The organism is Paraoerskovia marina, assembly GCF_900105445.1.
In the GTDB taxonomy this organism is placed as follows: Bacteria; Actinomycetota; Actinomycetes; order Actinomycetales; family Cellulomonadaceae; genus Paraoerskovia; species Paraoerskovia marina.
On the sequence record NZ_LT629776.1, the window covers coordinates 2,508,296 to 2,527,496 of the forward strand.

Here is a 19,201-nt window from a genome sequence, read left to right on the forward strand (position 1 = left end):
CGCTCCTCGCGTCGGCGCGGCCTGCCAGGGGGCCTGCCGGGGGTCGCCGCACTTCACGCTATCCGCTCAGCCTCCGGCGCGCTCGACGATCGCGATCACGCTCGCCCCGTACTTCTCGATCTTCGCCGGGCCGATCCCGTTGATCCTCGCGAGCGCCGCGTTCGACGTCGGTCGAGTCTCGGCGATGGCCGCGAGCGCCGCGTCGACGAGGACGGTGAACGCCGGCTTGTCGGTCTCCGCGGCCACGGTCCGCCGCCACTCGCGCAGCTCGTCGAAGAGGGCCTGGTCGTACTCGCCGGTCAGCTGCTCCCGGGCGGCACCCGCCCGCGGCCGACGCCGCTGCACCGGCTCCTCGTGGGGCCAGAGCCCGTCGAGGAACCGGGTCCGACGGCGGGACGCACGCCCCCCGGGATTGCGAGCCCTGGCGTACGAGAGCTGGAGGAACTCGCGCGCGCGGGTGATCCCGACGTAGAGAAGACGGCGCTCCTCCTCGATCGACTCGTCGGTCTCCGCGAACGAGATGGGCATGAGCCCTTCACTCACTCCGGCGAGGAAGACCGCGTCCCACTCCAGCCCCTTCGCGGCGTGGAGCGACGCGAGCGTGACTCCCTCGACGGTCGGTGCGTGCTGGGCCGCGGACCGCTCGTCGAGCTCGAGGACGAGGTCCGAGACCGTGGCGTTCTCGGTGCGTGCGGCGACCTCGTCCGCGAGCGTCACGAGGGCCTGCATCGAGTCCCAGCGCTCGCGCGCGGCTCCGCGGGGTCCCGGTGCCTCTTCGGCCCAGCCCGTGGTGACGAGCACGTCCCGGACCGTCTCGGGCATCGGGACCTCGGGGTCGGCCGAGCGGGCCGCCCCGCGCAGGAGGACGAGCGCGTCACGGACCTCCTTGCGCTGGAAGAACCGGTCGCCACCCTTGACGAGGTATCCGATGCCGGCGTCGGCGAGCGCCTGCTCGAACGCCTCGGACTGCGAGTTGGTGCGGTAGAGGATCGCAATCTCGCTCACCGGCGTGCCCGTGGTCGTCAGGTGCCGGATCTCGCGCGCGATCCCCTCCGCCTCCGACTCGTCGTCGTCGTAGGCCTCGAAGCGGACGGGTGGACCGGCCGGGCGCTGCGCGACGAGCTCGAGCGGCGCGGCCGTGCCCCGGGCCCTTCCTCGCTGCGCGAGGAGCTTGTTCGCCAGCGTCACGACCTGGGGCGTCGACCGATAGTCACGAACGAGCCGGACGACCTGGGCGTCGGGGTAGCGCGTGCCGAACGTCAGCAGGTGGTGCGGGGACGCCCCGGTGAACGAGTAGATGGTCTGGCTGGGGTCGCCGACGACGCACAGCTCGTTGCGACCGCCGAGCCACTGGTCGAGCAGGAACTGCTGCAGTGGAGAGACGTCCTGGTACTCGTCGACGACGAAGTGCCGGTACTGGCTGCGGACCTGGTCGGCGATCTCGGGGTGGGAGGCGAGCATGTCCGCGAGCATCAGCAGGACGTCCTCGAAGTCGATCGTCGACCGCTCGGTCTTGACCTCCTCGTAGGCCGTGATCAGACGCGCGACCGTGCGGTGGTCGTACCCCGCGACCTGGGGCCGTGCGATCGCCGCGCACGCCTTCTCGTAGTCCTCGGCGGTGACGAGGGAGACCTTCGACCACTCGACCTCGGAGGCGAGGTCGCGGACGGCGACCCGGTCCACGGAGATCCCGATGCGGCGCGAGGCCTCGGCGATGACGGGCGCCTTGTGGTCGAGGATCCGTGGCGGTGCACCGCCCACGACCTTCGGCCAGAAGTAGCCCATCTGCCGCAGGGCGGCCGCGTGGAACGTCCGGGCCTGCACTCCGGAGACGCCGAGCTCGCGCAGGCGCGTGCGCATCTCTCCCGCCGCACGCGCGGTGAACGTCACCGCGAGCACCGTCGTCGGTGAGTACGCACCGGTGCGCACGCCGTAGGCGATGCGGTGCGTGACCGCACGCGTCTTGCCGGTGCCCGCCCCGGCGAGCACGCAGACGGGACCGGTCAGTGCGGTCGCGACGTCGCGCTGGTCCGGGTCGAGAGCGTCGAGGATCAGGTGCGCGGGGCCCTGGGCGAGCGGGGCGGTCTGGGAAGCCATCACAGACATCTTCCCAGCCGCCGCCGACACGGGAACACCTGGGCGCCCCGAGGAGTTAGGACTGGCGAACGTGGCGTGCCCCGCACGCCTCAGCACCTCGACCCGCAGGAGATCGTCATGACCTCGACGCCCACCGCCCCCGCCGCCGGCACCGTCACCATGTTCTCGACCACGTGGTGCGGCTACTGCCGCCGTCTGAAGTCCCAGATGGACCAGGCCGGCATCGGCTACACCGAGGTCAACATCGAGGAGAGCCCGGAGTCCGCCGCCTACGTCGAAGAGGTCAACGGCGGAAACCAGACGGTGCCCACCCTCGTCTTCCCCGACGGCTCCGCGGCGACGAACCCGTCGCTCGCCGACGTCAAGGCGCGACTGGGCCTCTGAGGGCGACCGGCGCGGTCCTCATCGTCCCGGGAGGGCCGCGCCGAACCACTCCTCGATCAACGCCCTCGCGATCGACGAGCGTGTCGGGAGCGTCACGTCTCCCGACTCGACCGACGCGAGCAGCTCCGGCCTCGTGAACCACCGCGCCTCGGTGATCTCGACCCGGTCGGGTCGCAGTGCGCTCGTCGTCGCGCGGGCGAAGAACCCCAGCATCAGGGACGCCGGGAAGGGCCACGGCTGGCTCCCGCGGTAGACGACGTCGCCGACGACGACGCCCACCTCCTCGAGCACCTCGCGCCGCACGGCGTTCTCCAGGGACTCACCGGGCTCGACGTATCCGGCGAGCGTGGAGAACCTCCCCGGCGGCCACCGGACCGCGTGCCCGAGCAGCAACCTGTCCTCGGCATCGAGCACGGCCATGATCACCGCGGGGTCCGTGCGTGGGTAGTGGTCCGAACCGTCCTGCACGCACCGGCGCACCCATCCGGCGTGGGTCACCGTGGTCGGGGTACCGCACCGGGGGCAGCGCCCGTGCGTCGCGTGCCAGTTGTCCAGCGCGACGGCGGTCAGCACCACCTCCGCGTCACCACCGTCGAGGGAGGGCACGAGACCGCGGACCGTGGCCCAGTTCTCCGCGTCCGCCTCGACGGGTGCGTGCTCCTCGCCGTCGGGATTCTTCCGGTAGGCGAGCAAGGGTGCGCCGTCGTCGACGCGCAGGCCGAGGAAGACCCACCGTTCCGCGTCGTCGGGCAGGTCACGCAGCTCCGATGCGGCGTGCAGGACCCCGCCGTCGTCGTCGACCAGCACGGCGCCGGACCGTACGACGACCACTCGCGTCGTACCGTCCTCACGGCAGCGCGCGACGAGACCGGGTTCCTCGCGCCGCTCACCGGCGCGGTCGACCGTGGACGGGAGGTCCCGTGCCGGGGTCGAGGGCAGAGAGGACTCCATCCCCCGCACGCTACGCCCCGCAGCGGCCGCGCACGTCACCCCGGCCGAGAGACGGACCCGGTCGCGGACCGTTCCGCGTGGCCGCGACGTCCTGCTACGCCGGACCGACTACCGTGGGCACGTGCCCCGCTCTGCTCTGACGCTCGCCGCCCTGGCCACCGCAGCCGTTCCCGGGCTGGTTGCTGTCTCGGCCCGGTCGATCGAGGCCGTGGGCGACGTCGACGCCGCGGCGGTCGTCGACTCGGAGTCGCGCCACTGGGTGGTCCGTGCTCCCACCAACGCCTCCGCGGGCGCCGGGCTCGAGGCCGAGGTCGGGCTGCTGGGCGCCCTCGACCACTACGTCACCTCCGGTGTCCTCCCCTTCGCGGTTCCGCGCGTCTCCGGGTCCGCGACCCTCCCCGAGGGCGGTCGCGCGATCGTGCACCGCGCGCTGTCCGGCGTCCCGCTGGACGTCGACGTCCTCGAACCGGGGCCGGGACTCGCCGCCGATCTCGGCCGTGCCGTCGCCGCCGTGCACGAGCTGCCCCACGCCGTCGTCGACAACGCCGCGCTGCCGATCTACACCAGCGACGAGTACCGCGAGCGGCGGCTCGTCGAGGTCGACCATGCCGCAGCCACCGGCAAGGTTCCACCGACGCTGCTCGCGCGCTGGGAGGCCGCCCTGGAGGACGTGTCGCTCTGGCGGTTCCAGCCCGTCGTCTCCCACGGCGACCTCGGACCCGACCAGGTGCTCGTCCGGGGCAACCGCGTCGCGGCGATCACGGACTGGTCGGACGCACGCGTCGCCGACCCGGCCGACGACCTCGCGTGGCTCCTGGTCTCGGCGCCCGCGTCGGCGGTCGACTCGATCGTCGAGGCGTACCAGCTGCGCCGCACCGAGCTGACGGACCCGCACCTCACCGACCGCGCACTGCTCGTCGGCGAGCTCGCGCTCGCGCGGTGGCTCCTGCACGGGGTCCGCAACCACCTGGACGACGTGGTCGCGGACGCGGTCGACATGCTGATCGACCTCGACGAGCAGACGCGCGACCCGGAGTAGTACGAACCGTCGTCGGCAGGACGTCGGCCGCGGTCAGCCGGTACCGGTGACCAGCGCCTCGAGCTCCGCGGCGTCGAGAAGCCGCTCGGGACGTACCGTCTCCCCCGATCCCACGTAGAAGAAGGCTGCGTCGACCGCGTCGAGCGGTACGCCCTTCCACCGGGACCAGGCCAGCCGGTAGACGGCCAGCTGCACCTCGCGGGCGTTCCGCGCCGCGGCGTCCGAGGGGGGCCGACCCGTCTTCCAGTCGACGACGACGACCGCTCCCGGCAGGTCGTGCGCACGGTCCGGGTCGGGGAAGACGGCGTCGATGCGCGAGCGAGACATCACGCCGCCGATCGGGGTCTCGATGTCGACCTCGATCGCCACCGGGGTGCGCCGCGCCCACTCGGACCGGAGAAACGTCTCGCGGAGCGACTCGATGTCGACGGCGGTGTCCTCCGCATCGCCGTCCGACTCGTCGAACGGGTCCAGGAGGGTCGCCGACGTGAAGTACTGCTCCGCCCAGAGGTGGAAGGCTGTCCCGCGCCGGGCGTGCCGCGTCGGCTGCTGCGGGACCGGCCGTCGCAGCTGGGTCGTGAACGCGTCCCGGTCGGCCGCGAGCCGGACCATCGCGGACGCGGACAGGTGCGCGGGCATCGTCACCCGCGGCGTGCGGTACCGGGCGTCGCGCTCGGCGAGGAGCAGGTCGGCGAGCACCCGCAGATCGGTCCCGGCTCCGTCGGTCAGCGTCCGGTCGTCGTCGCCGCCGTCACGGTTCCCGGCCGCTCGTCGTTCGACGACCAAGCTCGCCCCGGTTCGCAGCGTGCGCACCGATGCGCTCACGTCCTGCTCGTCGGACGGCCACACGGGAGGCTCGGCGTCGAGCTCGCGCGGGTTGTCACCCTCCGGGGTCTCCGTCCAGCCCGACGCGTCGACCAGGCCGGCCTCGACGAGCTCCACGAGAAAGAGGGACGGAGGTGTCGGCTTCGCGCCGTCGCGCCACCAGCTGCCGGACAGCAGGAGATCTGCGCGTGCGCGGGTGAACGCGACGTACGCGAGGCGCCGCTCCTCGGCCACCTGGTGCTCGCCCGCCGCGTGGGTCAGACCGGTCAGCGCGTCCTTGAGCTGCTTGTCGTCCGACAGCCCGTCGAGGTCGAGCTGCGGGAGGTCGGCCTCGTCCCCCCGCAGCGGGTACGGGAGCGTGCCGAGACCCTTGAGCCACGCCGAATCCGTCGGGCCCTTCGACGTCGTCGTCCTCGTGGTCGGGAACTTCCCGTCGACGAGTCCGGGGACGGCGACGACGTCCCACTCCAGCCCCTTTGCCGCGTGCACCGTGATGACCTGGACGGCCGCGGGGTCAGGGGCTCGCAGCGGAAGGTCGAGCCCCCGCTCCTTGGAGCTCGCGGCACCGAGCCAGGCCAGGAACGCGCCGAGCGTCGGTTCCTCGGACTGCTGCGAGAACGTGCCGGCGACGTCGCGGAACGCGTCCAGGTGGGCCCGTCCCCGGTCCCCCGACCCGATCCGCCGGTCCGAGGCCGCGGTGAGTGCCGCCGCGACGTCCACCTCGATGTCGAGCCCCAGGGCACGCTCCGCCTCGACCACGAGCTCGGGCAGCGAGAGATACGTCGAGGACCGGAGCGCGCGCAGCGTCGAGGCCAGCGCGGAGAGACGCCGGTGCGCCTGGGGCGTCAGCTCACGTCCGTCCCGCATCGGCCGGCCCGGTGCGGGCAGGTCGTCGAGCGCGTCCACGATCGACCGGTGGTCGGCGACGTCCCCTTCGACGACAGCAGACTCCGCGGCTTCCGTGTCCACGGTGTCGGCGCCCGCGTCCGCGGTCGACGCGACCGTAGCCGACCGGGGGTCGTCGTCACGCGCCAGGTCTGCGGCGCGGCTTGCGAGCGCGTGCAGGTCGGCGACCCCGAGTCCGATCCGCGGGCCGGTGAGGATGCGCACCAACGAGTCGCCGCGCGACGGGTCGTGCGCGGCCTCGAGCAGCGCGACGACGTCGACCACCTCCGGCGTCGACAGCAGACCGCCGAGACCGACGACCTCGACGGGCAGGCCGCGCGCGCGCAGGGCCGCCTCGACCGGAATGAACTGGGACCGGGCGCGGCAGAGCACGGCCGCGGTGACGGATTCTCCCCGGGCTGCCGCGTCGGCACGTCGCTCGACGACGAAGTCTGCGACCGCCGCCATCTCCTCCTCGACGGTCGCCGGGTACACCGCACGGACGGCGCCCACCCCCGCGCCGGGCCTCGCGTCGAGCGCCGGCACGTCCACGAGCGACTCGGCCCGCAGCGGTGCCGCCGTCGTGTTGGCGACGGCGAGGATCATCTGGTCGTTGCGCCACGACGTCGAGAGTGCGCGCTGCGCGGCGCGCCGTCCGTCAGGACCGGCGAACCGGGTCGGGAACCGCCCCAGACCGGCGGCGCTCGCACCGCGCCAGCCGTAGATCGACTGGTGCGGGTCGCCGACGGCGGTGACGGGATGCCCCTCGCCGTAGAGGGCCGCCAGGAGCTCGGTCTGCGCGTAGGACGTGTCCTGGTACTCGTCGAGCAGCACGACACGGTGACGCTCGCGCTCGGCCGCCCCGACGGCAGGAACCTCCTGGGCGAGCCGGGCCGCGACGGCGATCTGGTCGCCGAAGTCGAGAGCGTCGTTCTTCCGCTTGACCTCCTGGTACTCGGCGACGAGCTCGAGGACGGCCCGACGGTCCTCCAGACTGGCGCACAGGTCACGGACCTCGGCATAGGGGCCGGTGCGACCCTTGATACCGGCAGGCATCGGGATCGCCTGCATCCGCTCGACGAGCTCGCCGATGCGGTCGCGCGCCTCCGCGGTCTGGAGCAGGTGCTCGCTGAGCGCGCCGGAGAGACTGAGAACAGCGTCCACGACGGTCGAGAAGGCAGGATCCGTCCTGAAGTCCCCCGACCAGCCCTCCACGACCTTCGCGGCGTACTGCCACTGGGTCGCCTCGCTCAGGAGGCGCGCGCCCGGCTCGAGCCCGAGCCGCAACGCATGGTCGGCGACCAACGAGCCCGCGTACGCGTTGTAGGTCGCGATCGTCGGACGTTCGAGCATCGCGGCGTCCGACTCCCGGTTCTGCACCCGGTCGAGCTGGGCGAGCCGCAGCCGCACGCGCTCCGACAGCTCGCCGGCGGCCTTGCGCGTGAACGTCAGGCCGAGCACCTCCTCGGGCAGCACCAGGGCGTTCGCGATCAGCCAGACGACACGAGAGGCCATCGTCTCGGTCTTGCCGGATCCGGCGCCCGCCACCACGAGTACGGGTTCGAGGGGTGCCTCGATCACCTCGACCTGCTCGGGCGTCGGCGGGTGCTGGTGCAGCGCCCGCGCGATGTCGTGCGCGCTCCACTCGTACGTGCTCACTCGATCACCTGCTGTCCGTCGGGTTGCGCCGGGCACGCGCGCCGGACCGGGCACACCCGGCACATGGAGTTCGTCCGGGCCGTGAAGGCGCTGGCGGCCATCGTGTCCGCGACCCCCTCGACGACGGTCCGCGCCCACGACCCGCCGTCGGAGTCCGGCCGCAGGGCCGGTTGAGAGCGCAGGGTGACCGTCCGGCCGGCGGCGAGGTAGGCGAGCTGAGCGCCCGCGCTCGTCGTGCCCGCGGGCAGGTCGAACGCCCCCTCCTCGACGGCCAGCTGATAGGTACCGAGCTGGGGGTTCTCCACGGCCTCGGCCCTGGACTGGATCATCTTCCCGGTCTTCAGGTCCGCGACAAGGACCGCGGGCGGGCCGGCGTCGTCTGCGACTGCGGCCGTGTCGGGGTCGGGACGGCCGACCTTCTCGATACGGTCGGCCACGCCTCGCAGGACCGCCCGCCCGACGTCGACCTGAAACTCTGCCTCGAGCAGGATCGGCTCGCCGGAGGCGGCCACGTAGCCGGCGAGCGACTCGATCATTCCGTCCGCGTGCCGGCGCGCCTGCGTCGCGGGCCAGCCCTCCGGCAGCGCCAGCTCCGGCCACCGGCGGTCGAGCTCCGCCGCGAGCTCGTGGTGCGCTCCCTGCGGCAGGTCGTGCGCGATCGAGTGCACGAGAGTCCCGAGAGACTGTGCCGTCGCGTCGGGAGCGGTGCCGCCGCCGGCCTCGAGCGCCCATCGCAGTGCGCAACGGTTCACGGACTCGACCTTCGACGGCGAGACCCGCACCTTGTCCTCCGGCCCCCAGAGCGGCTCGTCGGACGACGTCGGGTGCACGCCGTACCACTGGTCCGGGTCGGCGTGCCCGACCCCGGCGTCGGCGAGATCGGCGAGCAGACCCGCCGCCTCGTCCCGACGGGGGTCGTCCGAGACGAGCACCGAGCGGGCCCTCGCGACCACCCCGCGCAGGTCCAGCGGTACCGCCGGAGCGACGGACCGCTGGTCGGCGCCGTCCTCGTCGTCGGGCATGGGGCCGCCGTCGACGAGGTCGCAGAACATCGACGGGGAGTCGTCGGCGTCCTCGACCGCCGTCACGACGAGTCGGCGACGGGCTCGCGAGACGGCGAGGGCGAACGACCGCAGCTCGTCGTCGAGCACCGCACGGCGCGCCTCACGGCCGTGCCCGCGTGCATCCCCGCTCCGGCCCGCCAGTAGGTCGGCCAGCGCCTGCGACCCCAGGAGCGAGTCACGCAGCCGGAGGTCCGGCCAGGTGCCGTCCTGCACACCGGTCACGACGACGACGTCCCACTCGCTCCCTGCGGCGCCCGCCGGGGTCAGCGCCGCCACGGCGGAGCCGTCGGCCGCGGACGCCGCGAGCGAGTCTGCGGGAATGTCCTGCGACCGGAGGTACGTGACGAACGCCTCCGGCCGAGAACCCGGCATCCGGTCGACGAACGACTCGGCCGCCCGGAAGACACCGAGGACGGCGTCGAGGTCGCGGTCCGCACGAGCGCCGCCCGGTCCGCCGGCGAGAGCCGTGGCCCGCCAGCGCTCGGCGAGGCCCGCGGCGTCCCACGCCGCCCAGAGGACGGACTGCGCGTCGGCCTCCGGGTCCTCCGCAGCGGCGCGGGTCGCCGCGAGCGCGTGCGCGACGGCCGCGGCCGGGCGGCGCACCGACGACGGCAGGGTCGCCGCGCGGGCCGGGTCGTGCAGCACCTCGACCAGGAGCGCGTCGGACGTCCGCCCGCCGCCGCCGGCGAGCTCCTCGGCGCGCAACGCCCGCCGGAGCCGACGGAGCGCGACGACGTCGCTCCCTCCGAGCGGGGAGACGAGGAGCGACGCCGCCGTCTCGGCGTCGAGCACGGCGTCCTCGGGGTCCGCGGCGAGCGCGCACGCGACGCGAACCAGCTCGAGCAGGGGTGCGACCGCGGGCTCGTCGTGCAGCGGGACGTCGGTCCCGACCGTCGCGACCGGCACGGACGCGGCGATCAGCCCTCGGCGCACGGCGGCGAGCTGTGCGCCCGACGGTGAGACGACGGCCATCCGGTCCCACGGGGTCCCGTGGAGCAGGTGCTCGGCGCGCAGCACCCGCGCGACGTGCGCGATCTCGTCGGCGGCGCTCGGCAGCACCGCCACGCGGGCACCCGACGGCGCCGAACCCGGTGCGGGTGCCGGTGCGGGTGCCGGTGCGGCAGCACGGTGCTGTGCCCCACCCACCACGCCGACCCTCTGGGTGACGGCCCGCGTGACCGCCCGGAGCGGCTCCGGCTGGCGCCAGGCCGTGGACAGCGTCAGGGTGCGTGCACCCAGCTCACCGCCGAACGGCCGCCCGGCCGGCGCAGGTGGCGCACCCGCACGTCCGACGAGCGAGGGCACGGCGCCGCGGAACGTCTGGACCGCGATGTCGGGGTCGGCGAGGAGCAGGAGGCGGGCTCCGTCGTCGTAGAGCTCGCGGAGGAACCGCGCGGTGGCCGCCGTGGACTCCTGGTAGTCGTCGACCACGATCAGCCGCCAGCTCGGCCGGGCCACCCGCAGCGCGTTCTCGTCCCAGTCCTCGAGGGCCTCCGTGGCCTCCTCGACGACGCGCGCCGGGTCGTAGCGCGGCCCCGAGTCCGGTGTGAGCGCCCGCAGCGCGCTCACGTCGAGGTACTCCTGGTAGAGCTGCGCCGCGAGCCGCCACTCCTCACGCCCGTGCTCGCGCCCCAGCTCGTCGAGCCGCACCGCGTCGACGCCCCGCTCCGCCGCACGCATCAGGAGGTCACGCAGCTCCTGGCGGAACCCGCGCAGCACCAGCGTCTCGGCCGGAAGCCCACCGGGCAGCTCGTCACGCCGGCCCGCCTGAACGTCCTCGAGGTACCCCGCGAGCAGCTCCGTCAGGAGGAAGTCCTGCTCGGGCCCCGTGATCAGGGTCGGTGCCGGGTCGCCGAGAGCGGCGGCCCGGGTGCCGAGGATCGCGAAGGCCGCGGCGGCCGCGGTCCTGACCATCGGGACGCTCGTCGTGCGCCCGGCACGCGCCCCGATCACGTCGCGCAGCCGTCCCGCGCTGCGGCGCGAGGCCGAGATCACCAGGATGTCCGACGGTTCCGTCCCCGCCTCGATCGCCGCCAGGACCGCGTGGACCGCAACCGTCGTCCGGCCCGAGCCGGGCGCACCGACGGCCATGACGACGGGGTGCTCTCCGAGAGCCTCGATCACCCCGGCCTGGGAGTCGTCCAGGACGACGGCGTCCGGAAGCTCCTCCGGCGGTCGTAGCTCAATCACGCGACGATCGAATCACGGCCCACCGACACCCGGCGCTCAGTCACGGGTCGCCGTGGGCCACCCGTTGACGTCGCACCCCTGGGCACTGATCGTCTGCTGGACCATCACGTCGGCGAGGTCGCCGTCCCCGGTGCACTGCACGTGACCGTGCCCCAGGAGGTGACCCACCTCGTGGTTGACGAGGTAGTGCCGGTACGTGTCGAGGTCGCTGCCGAAGTCCTCGGCGCCGTCGACCCAGCGGTCGAAGTTCAGCGCCGCACGGTTCCCGCTGCCGCACGAGAGCCACCCGTCGGTGTTCAGCGGTGCACAGAGCTCGTCGGTCGTGGCGGGGCTGGCCAGCGTCACGACGTAGTCGGCGTCGTCGTCGACGCGGGCGAACGCGACCCCGTCGAGACTGCTCCACCCGCGGTCGTCGTCCAGCGTCGACATCACCGCCTCGGCGAAGACGTCCACGTCGACCGGTAGCCCCTTCTCGACCTCGACCCGCACCGTCCGGAGACTCCCGTCCCGGGTCGCTGCACGTTCGCCCGACGCGGCGACGAGGGTTCCGTCGAGCCCGTCCGGGACCTTGCTGCCCAGCAGGCCCGAGCCGGCCTCGGGCGTGGGTTCGGGCTCCGGTTCAGGCTCTGGCTCTGGCTCTGGCTCCGGCGTGGGGGTCGGCGTCGGTTCCCGCTGGCCGGCCGATCGCGCGGCGGCGTCCGCGAGCTCCGCGGCGTCGACCGTCCCGGCGTTCTCCTCGACCGGGGTCAGCCACCGCCCGACCGTGATCCCGTGGGCGACGCCCAGGGCACCGACCACGACGACGACACCGAGGCCTCCGGCGAGGATCGAACGGCGACGACGGGCGGAGCGCGGTGCGTCTCCTCGTCGAAGCTGCCGTTCCTCATCGGTGCGAGCCATGCGACCAATGATCGCATCATGGACCGCCCCTTCCCTCATCCACGCCCGGGCCCTAGCGTGATCGGACATGACGACGCCGCGAAGCCGCCGCCCCGCACGGACCGGGCGCGCCGAGCGACGGGAACAGCTTCTCCGGGCTGCGAGAGACCTCTTCGCGGCCGAGGGGTACCACCACGTCGCGGTCACCGACGTCTGCGGCCGGGTGGGCGTCGCCAAACCCATCGCCTACCGCCACTTCCGGTCGAAGCTCGACCTCTACCTCGCCGTCGTCGACGCCGAGGGCGCCTCGCTGGTCGACGAGGTCCGGGGCGCGCTGGCACCGCTCGCGGACGGGGCACCCGTCTCCGCGACCCACACGCGCGCGCTCGCCGCGCTGAACGCGGTGGTCGGCGCCTACCACCGCTACACGGTGAAGGCCGGACCTGCCGCGTCTCTCCTCTTCGAGTCGGACGTGATGCGGGACTCCGCGGTCCGCGCCCGCGTCCTCGCCCCGAACGAGCGTGCTGCCCAGGAGCTGGCGTACACGCTCGAGGGGATCACCGGGCTTCCCCCGGAGTCGACGCTGGTGATCGCCCGGACCTGCACCGCCCTCGCGCGGTCGGCGGCCGGCGAGAGGCACACGCCCGGGACCAGCCACGACGACGCGCTGCTCGTCCCCCGGATCGCGTGGGGCGGTCTGCAGTCGATGCTCGTCGGCCCCGCCGCTCCTGCGGCCGCGGCCGCGCTCTGACCGATAGGGTTGACCCAAGGGCTGACCGTCCGGTCAGCGCGTCGTCATCCGTGAGGAGTGTGCCGTGGAAGTCACCATCGGTGTTCAGAACCTGGGCCGCGAGATTGCCATCGAGACAGATCTGGGTGCGGACGAGGTCGCCTCGGCCGTCGAGGCCGCCGTCACCGACGGAACGGTCCTGAGTCTGACGGACTCCAAGGGCCGACGCGTCCTGGTCCCCGCCTCCGTGCTCGGCTACGTCGAGATCGGCACGGAGACGCAGCGCAAGGTCGGCTTCGGCTCGCTGTGACCTGCGGGCTCGGCCCGTCGCTCAGGCGGCGAGGCCGAGCCGGTCCATGCGGCGCGTGTGCTCTGCCGTCAGGCGGGCGATCAGCCACGCCTGCGGGTCCGTGCCCGCGGCCCCGCCCTCACCGTCCTGCTCCGCGCCCGCCACGATCATGCGTGCGAGCCACGGGCGCGTCGACATCAACGTCTGCACCACCCCGAGCGCCTCGCCCACCAGCCGGCGGCCCCACAGCGCGAGCCGCGACGCGAGGATCGGGTCCTGCGCCGCAGCGGTGACGATCTCCTCGTCAGCGAGGAGCGCCGCGTCCCCGTCGAGGATGACGGCCTCGAGCGCCGACCGGCTCTCCGGGTCCAGCGCGCGGACCGCCAGGTGGCAGAGGTCGTCCATCACCCCGTCGCCGACGTACCCCTTGAGCAGCCGCTCGTACCACCCGCTCGGCTCCGTACGTCGCCTGTACTCGTCGAACAGGCCCTCGAACGCCCCGAGCGCCGCCGTCGGATCCCCGCCGAGGTCAGCGACACGGTCCAGGAGCCACGCGTGCCGGCGCACCGCGTCCGACGCGAACCGTGCGGCGCGCGAGCGCTGCGGCAGGACGGGCGCGTGCGACGAGGTCAGGGCGAGACGGTCGAACGCCATGAGCTCGGTGTAGGCCAGGAGCCCGAGCAGCTCCCGCACGTCACCGTCCGGCAATGTCTGGCCGCCGCGCAGCGGCGACGCGGGCTCGACGAGGCTCTCGTAATTCATCACGGTGCAGACTATCGCCCGCCGAACCGGCGCGCCGAGACGGTCGTCCGATACCATGGAGAAGTACAACGGTTGCCCGGTCGTCCTATGAACGCACGACCCGCCGGTCTCGACCGGCCCCGCCCGGCTCGCCGGCGCGGAGAGAAGCACACGATCGGCTGCCGGCCACAGGGCGCGCGCTTGCTCCTGCCGGACGACATCGACCGCACCACGTGGTGCGACTCCGGCCCCTCGCGTGCCCACCGAGACGAACGAGGCACCAGTGACCACCATCCTTCCCGACGAGGACGCTCCGACGTCGTCGTCACTCCAGGCTGCGGACGTGACGTTCGCAGACTTCAACGTCCGCCCCGAGATCGTCGAGGCGCTCGCCGAGTCCGGGATCACGACGCCGTTCCCGATCCAGGCGATGACGCTCCCCGTCGCGCTCTCCGGCCACGACATCATCGGCCAGGCCAAGACCGGTACGGGCAAGACCCTCGGCTTCGGCGTCCCGCTGCTCCACCGGGTCGTCGCGCCGGGCGAGCCCGAGTTCGACGCACTGCCCGCCCCGGGCAAGCCGCAGGCGCTCGTGATCGCCCCGACCCGCGAGCTCGCGAGCCAGGTCGCACGCGACCTGGAGACGGCGTCGCGCAAGCGTGACGTGCGCATCCTGCAGGTCTACGGCGGCCGCGCGTACGAGCCGCAGATCGAGGCGCTCGAGAAGGGCGTCGAGGTCGTCGTCGGGACCCCGGGCCGCATGCTCGACCTGCTCAACCAGGGCCACCTCAACCTGACGCGCGCCGCGACGGTCGTCCTCGACGAGGCCGACGAGATGCTCGACCTCGGGTTCCTGCCCGACGTCGAGAAGATCCTGTCGAAGACTCCCGCCAAGCGTCACACGATGCTCTTCTCGGCGACCATGCCCGGCGCCGTCGTCTCCATGGCTCGCCGCTACATGAGCCAGCCCACGCACATCCGGGCCAACGACCCGGACGACGCGGGCCAGACCGTCAAGAACATCAAGCAGGTCGTCTACCGCGCGCACGCGCTTGACAAGGTCGAGGTGCTGGCTCGCATCCTGCAGTCGGAGGGTCGTGGCCGCACGATCGTCTTCGCGCGCACCAAGCGCACCGCGGCCAAGGTCTCGGACGAGCTGCGTGACCGCGGCTTCGCCGCCGGCGCCATCCACGGCGACCTCGGGCAGGGCGCCCGTGAGCAGGCCCTGCGCGCCTTCCGCAACAGCAAGATCGACGTCCTCGTGGCCACCGACGTCGCAGCCCGCGGGATCGACGTCGACGACGTCACGCACGTCGTCAACTACCAGTGCCCCGACGACGAGCGCACCTACCTGCACCGCACCGGCCGCACCGGCCGTGCCGGGAACAAGGGCACCGCGGTCACGTTCGTCGACTGGGACGACACGCCCAAGTGGGGCCTGATCGACAAGGCGCTGGACCTCGGCATCCCCGAGCCCCAGGAGACCTACTCCACGTCGCCCCACCTCTACACCGACCTCAACATCCCCGAGGGCACCAAGGGTCGCCTGCCGCGTGGCAAGCGGACGCTCGAGGGCCTGGAGGGCGAGGAGCTGGAGGATCTCGGCGAGACGGGGAAGCGTGGTGGCTCCCCGGCGCCGCGCTCCGGCGAGTCCCGTGGCGGCGGTCGCGGTGGGAGCCGCGGCGGCAACCGCGACGGAGGCCGTTCCGGCCAGGGCGGACGCGGCGGCCAGTCGCGTCGTGGTTCGGACGCCGCACCCGCGTCGACCGAGGGCGCACCGCGCGCGGAGGGCACCCCGCGTCGTCGTCGCCGTCGTCGCACGCACGGCGGACAGAGCGGGCAGAGCGGCCAGGGCGGGCAGTCGACGTCGTCGCAGTCCCCCGCCACGAACGACTGACGCTTCTCAACGCACGACCGGCGTGCTCCCGCGTTCCTCGATCGCGGCGAGCGCGTCGGTCGTCGTCGTCCTGGCGCCGAGCCGGTTGACCTTGCCCGTGCCGTGGTAGTCACTGGCCCCGGTCGCGACGAGCCCGAGGTCGGCCGCGAGCGCCTGCAGGTGCGCCGTCGCCTCGGGCGTGTGGTCGAGGTGCTCGGTCTCCAGTCCCACGAGTCCCGCCTCGGCGAGCTCCGCGACGACGTCGTCGCCAATCGTCAGACCGCGGGACGCGGCACCGGGGTGCGCGAGGACCGGCACCCCGCCCGCCTCGAGCACCAGACCGATCGCAGCGGTCGTCGCCGGCGCGTAGTGCGGGACGTAGTAGGGACTCCGTGGGGTGAGGATCTCGGCGAAGGCCTCGTCCCTGCTCGCCACGACCCCGGCCGCCACGAGGGCGTCGGCGACGTGGGGTCGCCCGACCGTGGCGCCGTCGCCCGTCTGCCGGACGACGTCGTCCCACGTCAGCGCGTAGTCCGCGGCGATCAGGTCGACCATCCGGCGCGCACGCGTGAGCCGGGCGTCGCGGATCGTGGCGAACTCCTCGACGAGTCCGGGATGCGTCGGGTCCTGGAGATAGCAGAGCAGGTGCACGCTCCGTCCGGCGGCGTGCGTGGAGATCTCGGTCCCCCGGACGAGCTGGACGCCGGTGCGTGTCGCGGCCCGTGCAGCCTCCGCCCACCCGGCGGTGCTGTCGTGATCGGTGATCGCGACGACGTCGAGTCCCGCCACCCGTGCGGCCTCGACCAGCCCCGCGGGCGTGTCCGTCCCGTCCGAGCAGGTCGAATGGGCGTGGAGGTCGATGCGCACAGCCTCAGCCTACGCAGTGCCCGCCAGGCCGGCCGGGCACGCGCCCGGAAGATGGTGCGAGACTGGAACCATGACCGATGCAACGACCCCGGGCGAGGACCTCGCCGAGAACCAGGACATCACCGAGCGCGGGAGCAACCGATCCCAGCGCCCTGACTCCGACGCCTTCAAGACCTTCATCATGAGCAACTGGGAGGACCGCAAGGACCTCGGCGTGACGCGTGGAGAGTTCGCAGACTTCACCGCGACCCGGCGCGCCGCCCTGTCCTCCCGCTTCCCCGGCGCACGGCTCGTCGCCCCCGCCGGGACGCTCAAGGTGCGCTCGAACGACTGCGACTACCGGTTCCGGCCGCATTCCGCGTTCGCCCACCTGACGGGCTTCGGCACCGACCAGGAGCCGGACGCCGTGCTCGTCCTCCACCCGGTCGAGGCCGGCACGGGCGACGACGGCAGCGACCATCACGCCGTCCTGTACGTGCGCCCGCTCGCCCCGCGCGACACGGACGAGTTCTACGCCGACGCCCGGTACGGCGAGTTCTGGGTCGGCGCCCGCCCCACGCTCGACGACGTCACCGAGCTCACCGGGATCGAGGCCCGCCACGTCGACGAGCTGCGCGACGCTCTCGCGAAGGACGTCGGCGACGGCGTCCGGCTGCTCGTCGTCGAGGGTTCCGACGACGGCATCGAGGCCCTGGTCGAGGCCATCCGCGCCGAGTCGGGCGCCGCCGAGGCGACGGCCGAGGCCGCGGCCGACGACGAGCTGACGGCTGCGACGTCCGAGCTCCGCCTCGTCAAGGACGCCTACGAGATCAAGCAGATGCGCCAGGCCGTCGACGCCACCATCGACGGGTTCGCCGAGGTCGTCCGCGGTCTCCCGAAGGCCACGGCGCACCGACGCGGCGAGCGCGTCATCGAGACGACGTTCGACGCCCACGCACGGCTCGAGGGCAACGCCGTCGGCTACGAGACGATCGCCGCCGCCGGTGAGCACGCGACGACGTTGCACTACGTCACCAACGACGGCGCCGTCCGCTCGGGCGAGATGGTGCTGCTCGACGCCGGGGTCGAGGTCGAATCGCTCTACACCGCCGACGTGACCCGGACGCTCCCGGTCGACGGCGAGTACACGGAGATTCAGCGCAAGATCTACCGAGCCGTGCTCGACGCCGCGGACGCGAGCTTCGCCGTCGCGAAGCCCGGGTCGAAGTTCCGCGACCTGCACGCGGCGGCGATGGAGGTGCTGGCCGCACGTCTCGAGGAGTGGGGCATCCTGCCCGTCTCCGCCGAGGAGTCCCTCTCCCCCGAGGGCCAGCAGCACCGCCGGTGGATGGTGCACGGCACGAGCCACCACCTCGGCATCGACGTCCACGACTGCGCCCAGGCCCGCCGCGAGCTCTACCTCGACGGCGTGCTCGAGCCCGGCATGGTGTTCACCATCGAGCCCGGCCTGTACTTCAAGGCCGACGACCTCGCCGTCCCCGAGGAGTACCGCGGGATCGGCATCCGGATCGAGGACGACGTGCTCGTGACCGAGGACGGGTGCGAGAACCTCTCGGGCGCTCTCCCCCGCGTCCCCGAGGATCTCGAGGCCTGGATGGCGTCAGTGCGCGGCTGAGTCGTCCTTGCGAGCGTTCTCGTCGCCCGGCGTCCCCTCGGGGGCGTCGGGCGACGTCGTCTCCGCGGACGTGGTCTCGACGGGATCGACCGACGAGGCGGGCGTGGCAGGCGTGGTCTCGACAGGCTCGACCGACGGCTCCGGCGTGGCAGGCGTGGACTCGACAGACTCGACCGACGAAGCGGACGTGGACTCGACAGGCTCGACCGACGACTCCGACGAGGTGGGCTTCGTCGAGTAGTCCGAGAGCATCGCGCCGTAGCGGGGCGCACCCGAGGACGTGACGAACCGCGGGTCGGGCTTGCGCTCGGGGGCCGGGGCCGCCTCCGACTGCTCCGTGGACGAGGGCGCGGCGTCCGGGCTCGGCCACGACGGCGCCGCGTGGGTCTGAGAGGGCTGAGGCTGGGCCGGCGGCGCCTGCTGGGCGGGCGGCTGCGCCTGCGGCGGAGTGTCCGACGGCGGTGCGAACGGCTGGTCGGGGTTGCGGGCCTGCCGCGGCGCGGCCGGCGGCTGCTGGCTGTCGGCGCCGTGCTGCGTACCCTGTCCGGCGCCGTGCCCGCTCCCCTGGCCGTTGGCGGGCGCGCCCTGGTTCATCCGGTGCAGGACGAGGCGGGCCTCGTCCGACCGCTCCGGCGCGCACAGGATGGAGTACTCCGAGGCCACGATCTGGCTCGACGAGCTGAAGTCCCGCTTGCGGCCCGAGAGCGCGAAGGTCAGGACGGAGAAGAGCATGCCGAACCCGGCGCCGAGCGCGACGGCGGTCAGGACGATGCCACCGGCCGCGGCACCGCCGCCCGTGCTGCCGAACAGCATCAGGAGCAGCCCGACGAAGAGACCGAACCAGGCGCCAGACGCCAGGCCGGCGAGCGCGACACGCCCATAGGTGAGGCGTCCGATCACACGCTCGACCATCTTGAGGTCGGATCCGAGGATCGTCACGTACTCGACGGCGAACCGGCTGTCCGAGAGGTAGTCGACGGCCTTCTGCGCCTCGAGGTACGTCGGGTACGTGGCGATGACGTCACCGCGCGGAAGGGTGGGGATGCGGGGGACCGTGTTGGGGCGAGTCATGCTCATAGGGGCATTGTCTCGCACTGTGACGCCGCGCGC

The 19,201-nt window shown here is 73.2% G+C and carries 14 protein-coding genes; 6 read left to right on the forward strand and 8 right to left on the reverse strand.

All coding sequences use genetic code 11. The annotated features are described in order from the left end of the window. Nucleotides 1-66 precede the first annotated feature (66 nt). A complete protein-coding gene (locus BLU20_RS11425) occupies nt 67-2,106 on the reverse strand; it encodes an ATP-dependent helicase (RefSeq protein WP_083372591.1) in 2,040 nt (679 codons plus the stop codon). Nucleotides 2,107-2,214: 108 nt separating this feature from the next. Here BLU20_RS11425 and BLU20_RS11430 point away from each other — a divergent pair, with 108 nt between their 5' ends. Continuing rightward, complete coding sequence (locus tag BLU20_RS11430; protein ID WP_029252310.1) at nt 2,215-2,481, forward strand: mycoredoxin; 267 nt, start codon at nt 2,215-2,217, stop codon at nt 2,479-2,481. A gap of 18 nt (nt 2,482-2,499) precedes the next feature. Here BLU20_RS11430 and nudC read toward each other — a convergent pair whose 3' ends face one another. Next, nucleotides 2,500-3,432, reverse strand: coding sequence for an NAD(+) diphosphatase (gene nudC / locus BLU20_RS11435; protein ID WP_083372592.1), 933 nt, complete (start codon nt 3,430-3,432; stop codon nt 2,500-2,502). A 121-nt stretch (nt 3,433-3,553) separates the two neighbouring features. Between nudC and BLU20_RS11440 the strand changes: the two genes are divergently transcribed. Next, nucleotides 3,554-4,471, forward strand: a complete 918-nt coding sequence (locus tag BLU20_RS11440) for a phosphotransferase (RefSeq protein ID WP_083373047.1) — start codon at nt 3,554-3,556, stop codon at nt 4,469-4,471. Nucleotides 4,472-4,504: 33 nt separating this feature from the next. Here BLU20_RS11440 and BLU20_RS11445 read toward each other — a convergent pair whose 3' ends face one another. Genes BLU20_RS11445 through BLU20_RS11455 form a run of 3 tightly spaced genes read right to left on the reverse strand, consistent with a single transcriptional unit; the run spans nt 4,505 to nt 11,994 of the window. Next, on the reverse strand, nt 4,505-7,840 hold the full coding sequence (locus BLU20_RS11445) for an ATP-dependent DNA helicase (RefSeq protein WP_083372593.1): 3,336 nt from the start codon (nt 7,838-7,840) through the stop codon (nt 4,505-4,507). Beyond that, a complete protein-coding gene (locus BLU20_RS11450; protein WP_231959210.1) occupies nt 7,837-11,094 on the reverse strand; it encodes a UrvD/REP family ATP-dependent DNA helicase in 3,258 nt (1,085 codons plus the stop codon). The genes BLU20_RS11445 and BLU20_RS11450 overlap by 4 nt, the downstream gene beginning before the upstream one ends. Nucleotides 11,095-11,130: 36 nt before the next feature. Beyond that, complete coding sequence (locus BLU20_RS11455; protein ID WP_157270448.1) at nt 11,131-11,994, reverse strand: DUF3152 domain-containing protein; 864 nt, start codon at nt 11,992-11,994, stop codon at nt 11,131-11,133. A 67-nt stretch (nt 11,995-12,061) separates the two neighbouring features. Between BLU20_RS11455 and BLU20_RS11460 the strand changes: the two genes are divergently transcribed. Next, nucleotides 12,062-12,724, forward strand: coding sequence for a TetR/AcrR family transcriptional regulator (locus tag BLU20_RS11460; protein WP_083373049.1), 663 nt, complete (start codon nt 12,062-12,064; stop codon nt 12,722-12,724). A 64-nt stretch (nt 12,725-12,788) separates the two neighbouring features. Next, nucleotides 12,789-13,013 (forward strand): DUF3107 domain-containing protein, encoded by a 225-nt coding sequence (locus BLU20_RS11465; RefSeq protein ID WP_029252303.1) that lies wholly within the window; start codon nt 12,789-12,791, stop codon nt 13,011-13,013. Between the two features lie 21 nt (nt 13,014-13,034). Here the strand turns inward: BLU20_RS11465 and BLU20_RS11470 are convergent, their stop codons facing one another. Beyond that, entirely contained in the window at nt 13,035-13,754 is a 720-nt protein-coding gene (locus BLU20_RS11470) for a ferritin-like fold-containing protein (protein WP_052366837.1), read from the reverse strand. A 271-nt stretch (nt 13,755-14,025) separates the two neighbouring features. Here BLU20_RS11470 and BLU20_RS11475 point away from each other — a divergent pair, with 271 nt between their 5' ends. Further along, a complete protein-coding gene (locus tag BLU20_RS11475; RefSeq protein ID WP_231959378.1) occupies nt 14,026-15,630 on the forward strand; it encodes a DEAD/DEAH box helicase in 1,605 nt (534 codons plus the stop codon). Between the two features lie 6 nt (nt 15,631-15,636). On the opposite strand, the gene BLU20_RS11480 is transcribed toward BLU20_RS11475, so the two are convergent. After that, a complete protein-coding gene (locus BLU20_RS11480) occupies nt 15,637-16,476 on the reverse strand; it encodes a PHP domain-containing protein (RefSeq protein WP_083372596.1) in 840 nt (279 codons plus the stop codon). Nucleotides 16,477-16,546: 70 nt separating this feature from the next. Between BLU20_RS11480 and BLU20_RS11485 the strand changes: the two genes are divergently transcribed. After that, nucleotides 16,547-18,091: an aminopeptidase P family protein gene (locus tag BLU20_RS11485; protein ID WP_083372597.1), complete on the forward strand. Its 1,545-nt coding sequence runs from the start codon at nt 16,547-16,549 to the stop codon at nt 18,089-18,091. Here BLU20_RS11485 and BLU20_RS11490 read toward each other — a convergent pair. Then, nucleotides 18,077-19,168: a general stress protein gene (locus tag BLU20_RS11490; RefSeq protein ID WP_197675393.1), complete on the reverse strand. Its 1,092-nt coding sequence runs from the start codon at nt 19,166-19,168 to the stop codon at nt 18,077-18,079. The two genes, BLU20_RS11485 and BLU20_RS11490, sit on opposite strands and share 15 nt — an antisense overlap. Between the last annotated feature and the right edge of the window lie 33 nt (nt 19,169-19,201).

Excerpts from the sequence above, each read along its gene's own strand:
- BLU20_RS11425 (WP_083372591.1), bottom strand. The coding sequence starts at position 2,106 with ATGTCTGTGATGGCTTCCCAGACCGCCCCGCTCGCCCAGGGCCCCGCG.
- BLU20_RS11430 (WP_029252310.1), top strand. The coding sequence starts at position 2,215 with ATGACCTCGACGCCCACCGCCCCCGCCGCCGGCACCGTCACCATGTTC.
- nudC (WP_083372592.1), bottom strand. The coding sequence starts at position 3,432 with ATGGAGTCCTCTCTGCCCTCGACCCCGGCACGGGACCTCCCGTCCACG.
- BLU20_RS11455 (WP_157270448.1), bottom strand. The coding sequence starts at position 11,994 with ATGGCTCGCACCGATGAGGAACGGCAGCTTCGACGAGGAGACGCACCG.
- BLU20_RS11460 (WP_083373049.1), top strand. The coding sequence starts at position 12,062 with ATGACGACGCCGCGAAGCCGCCGCCCCGCACGGACCGGGCGCGCCGAG.
- BLU20_RS11470 (WP_052366837.1), bottom strand. The coding sequence starts at position 13,754 with ATGAATTACGAGAGCCTCGTCGAGCCCGCGTCGCCGCTGCGCGGCGGC.
- BLU20_RS11485 (WP_083372597.1), top strand. The coding sequence starts at position 16,547 with ATGACCGATGCAACGACCCCGGGCGAGGACCTCGCCGAGAACCAGGAC.
- BLU20_RS11490 (WP_197675393.1), bottom strand. The coding sequence starts at position 19,168 with ATGAGCATGACTCGCCCCAACACGGTCCCCCGCATCCCCACCCTTCCG.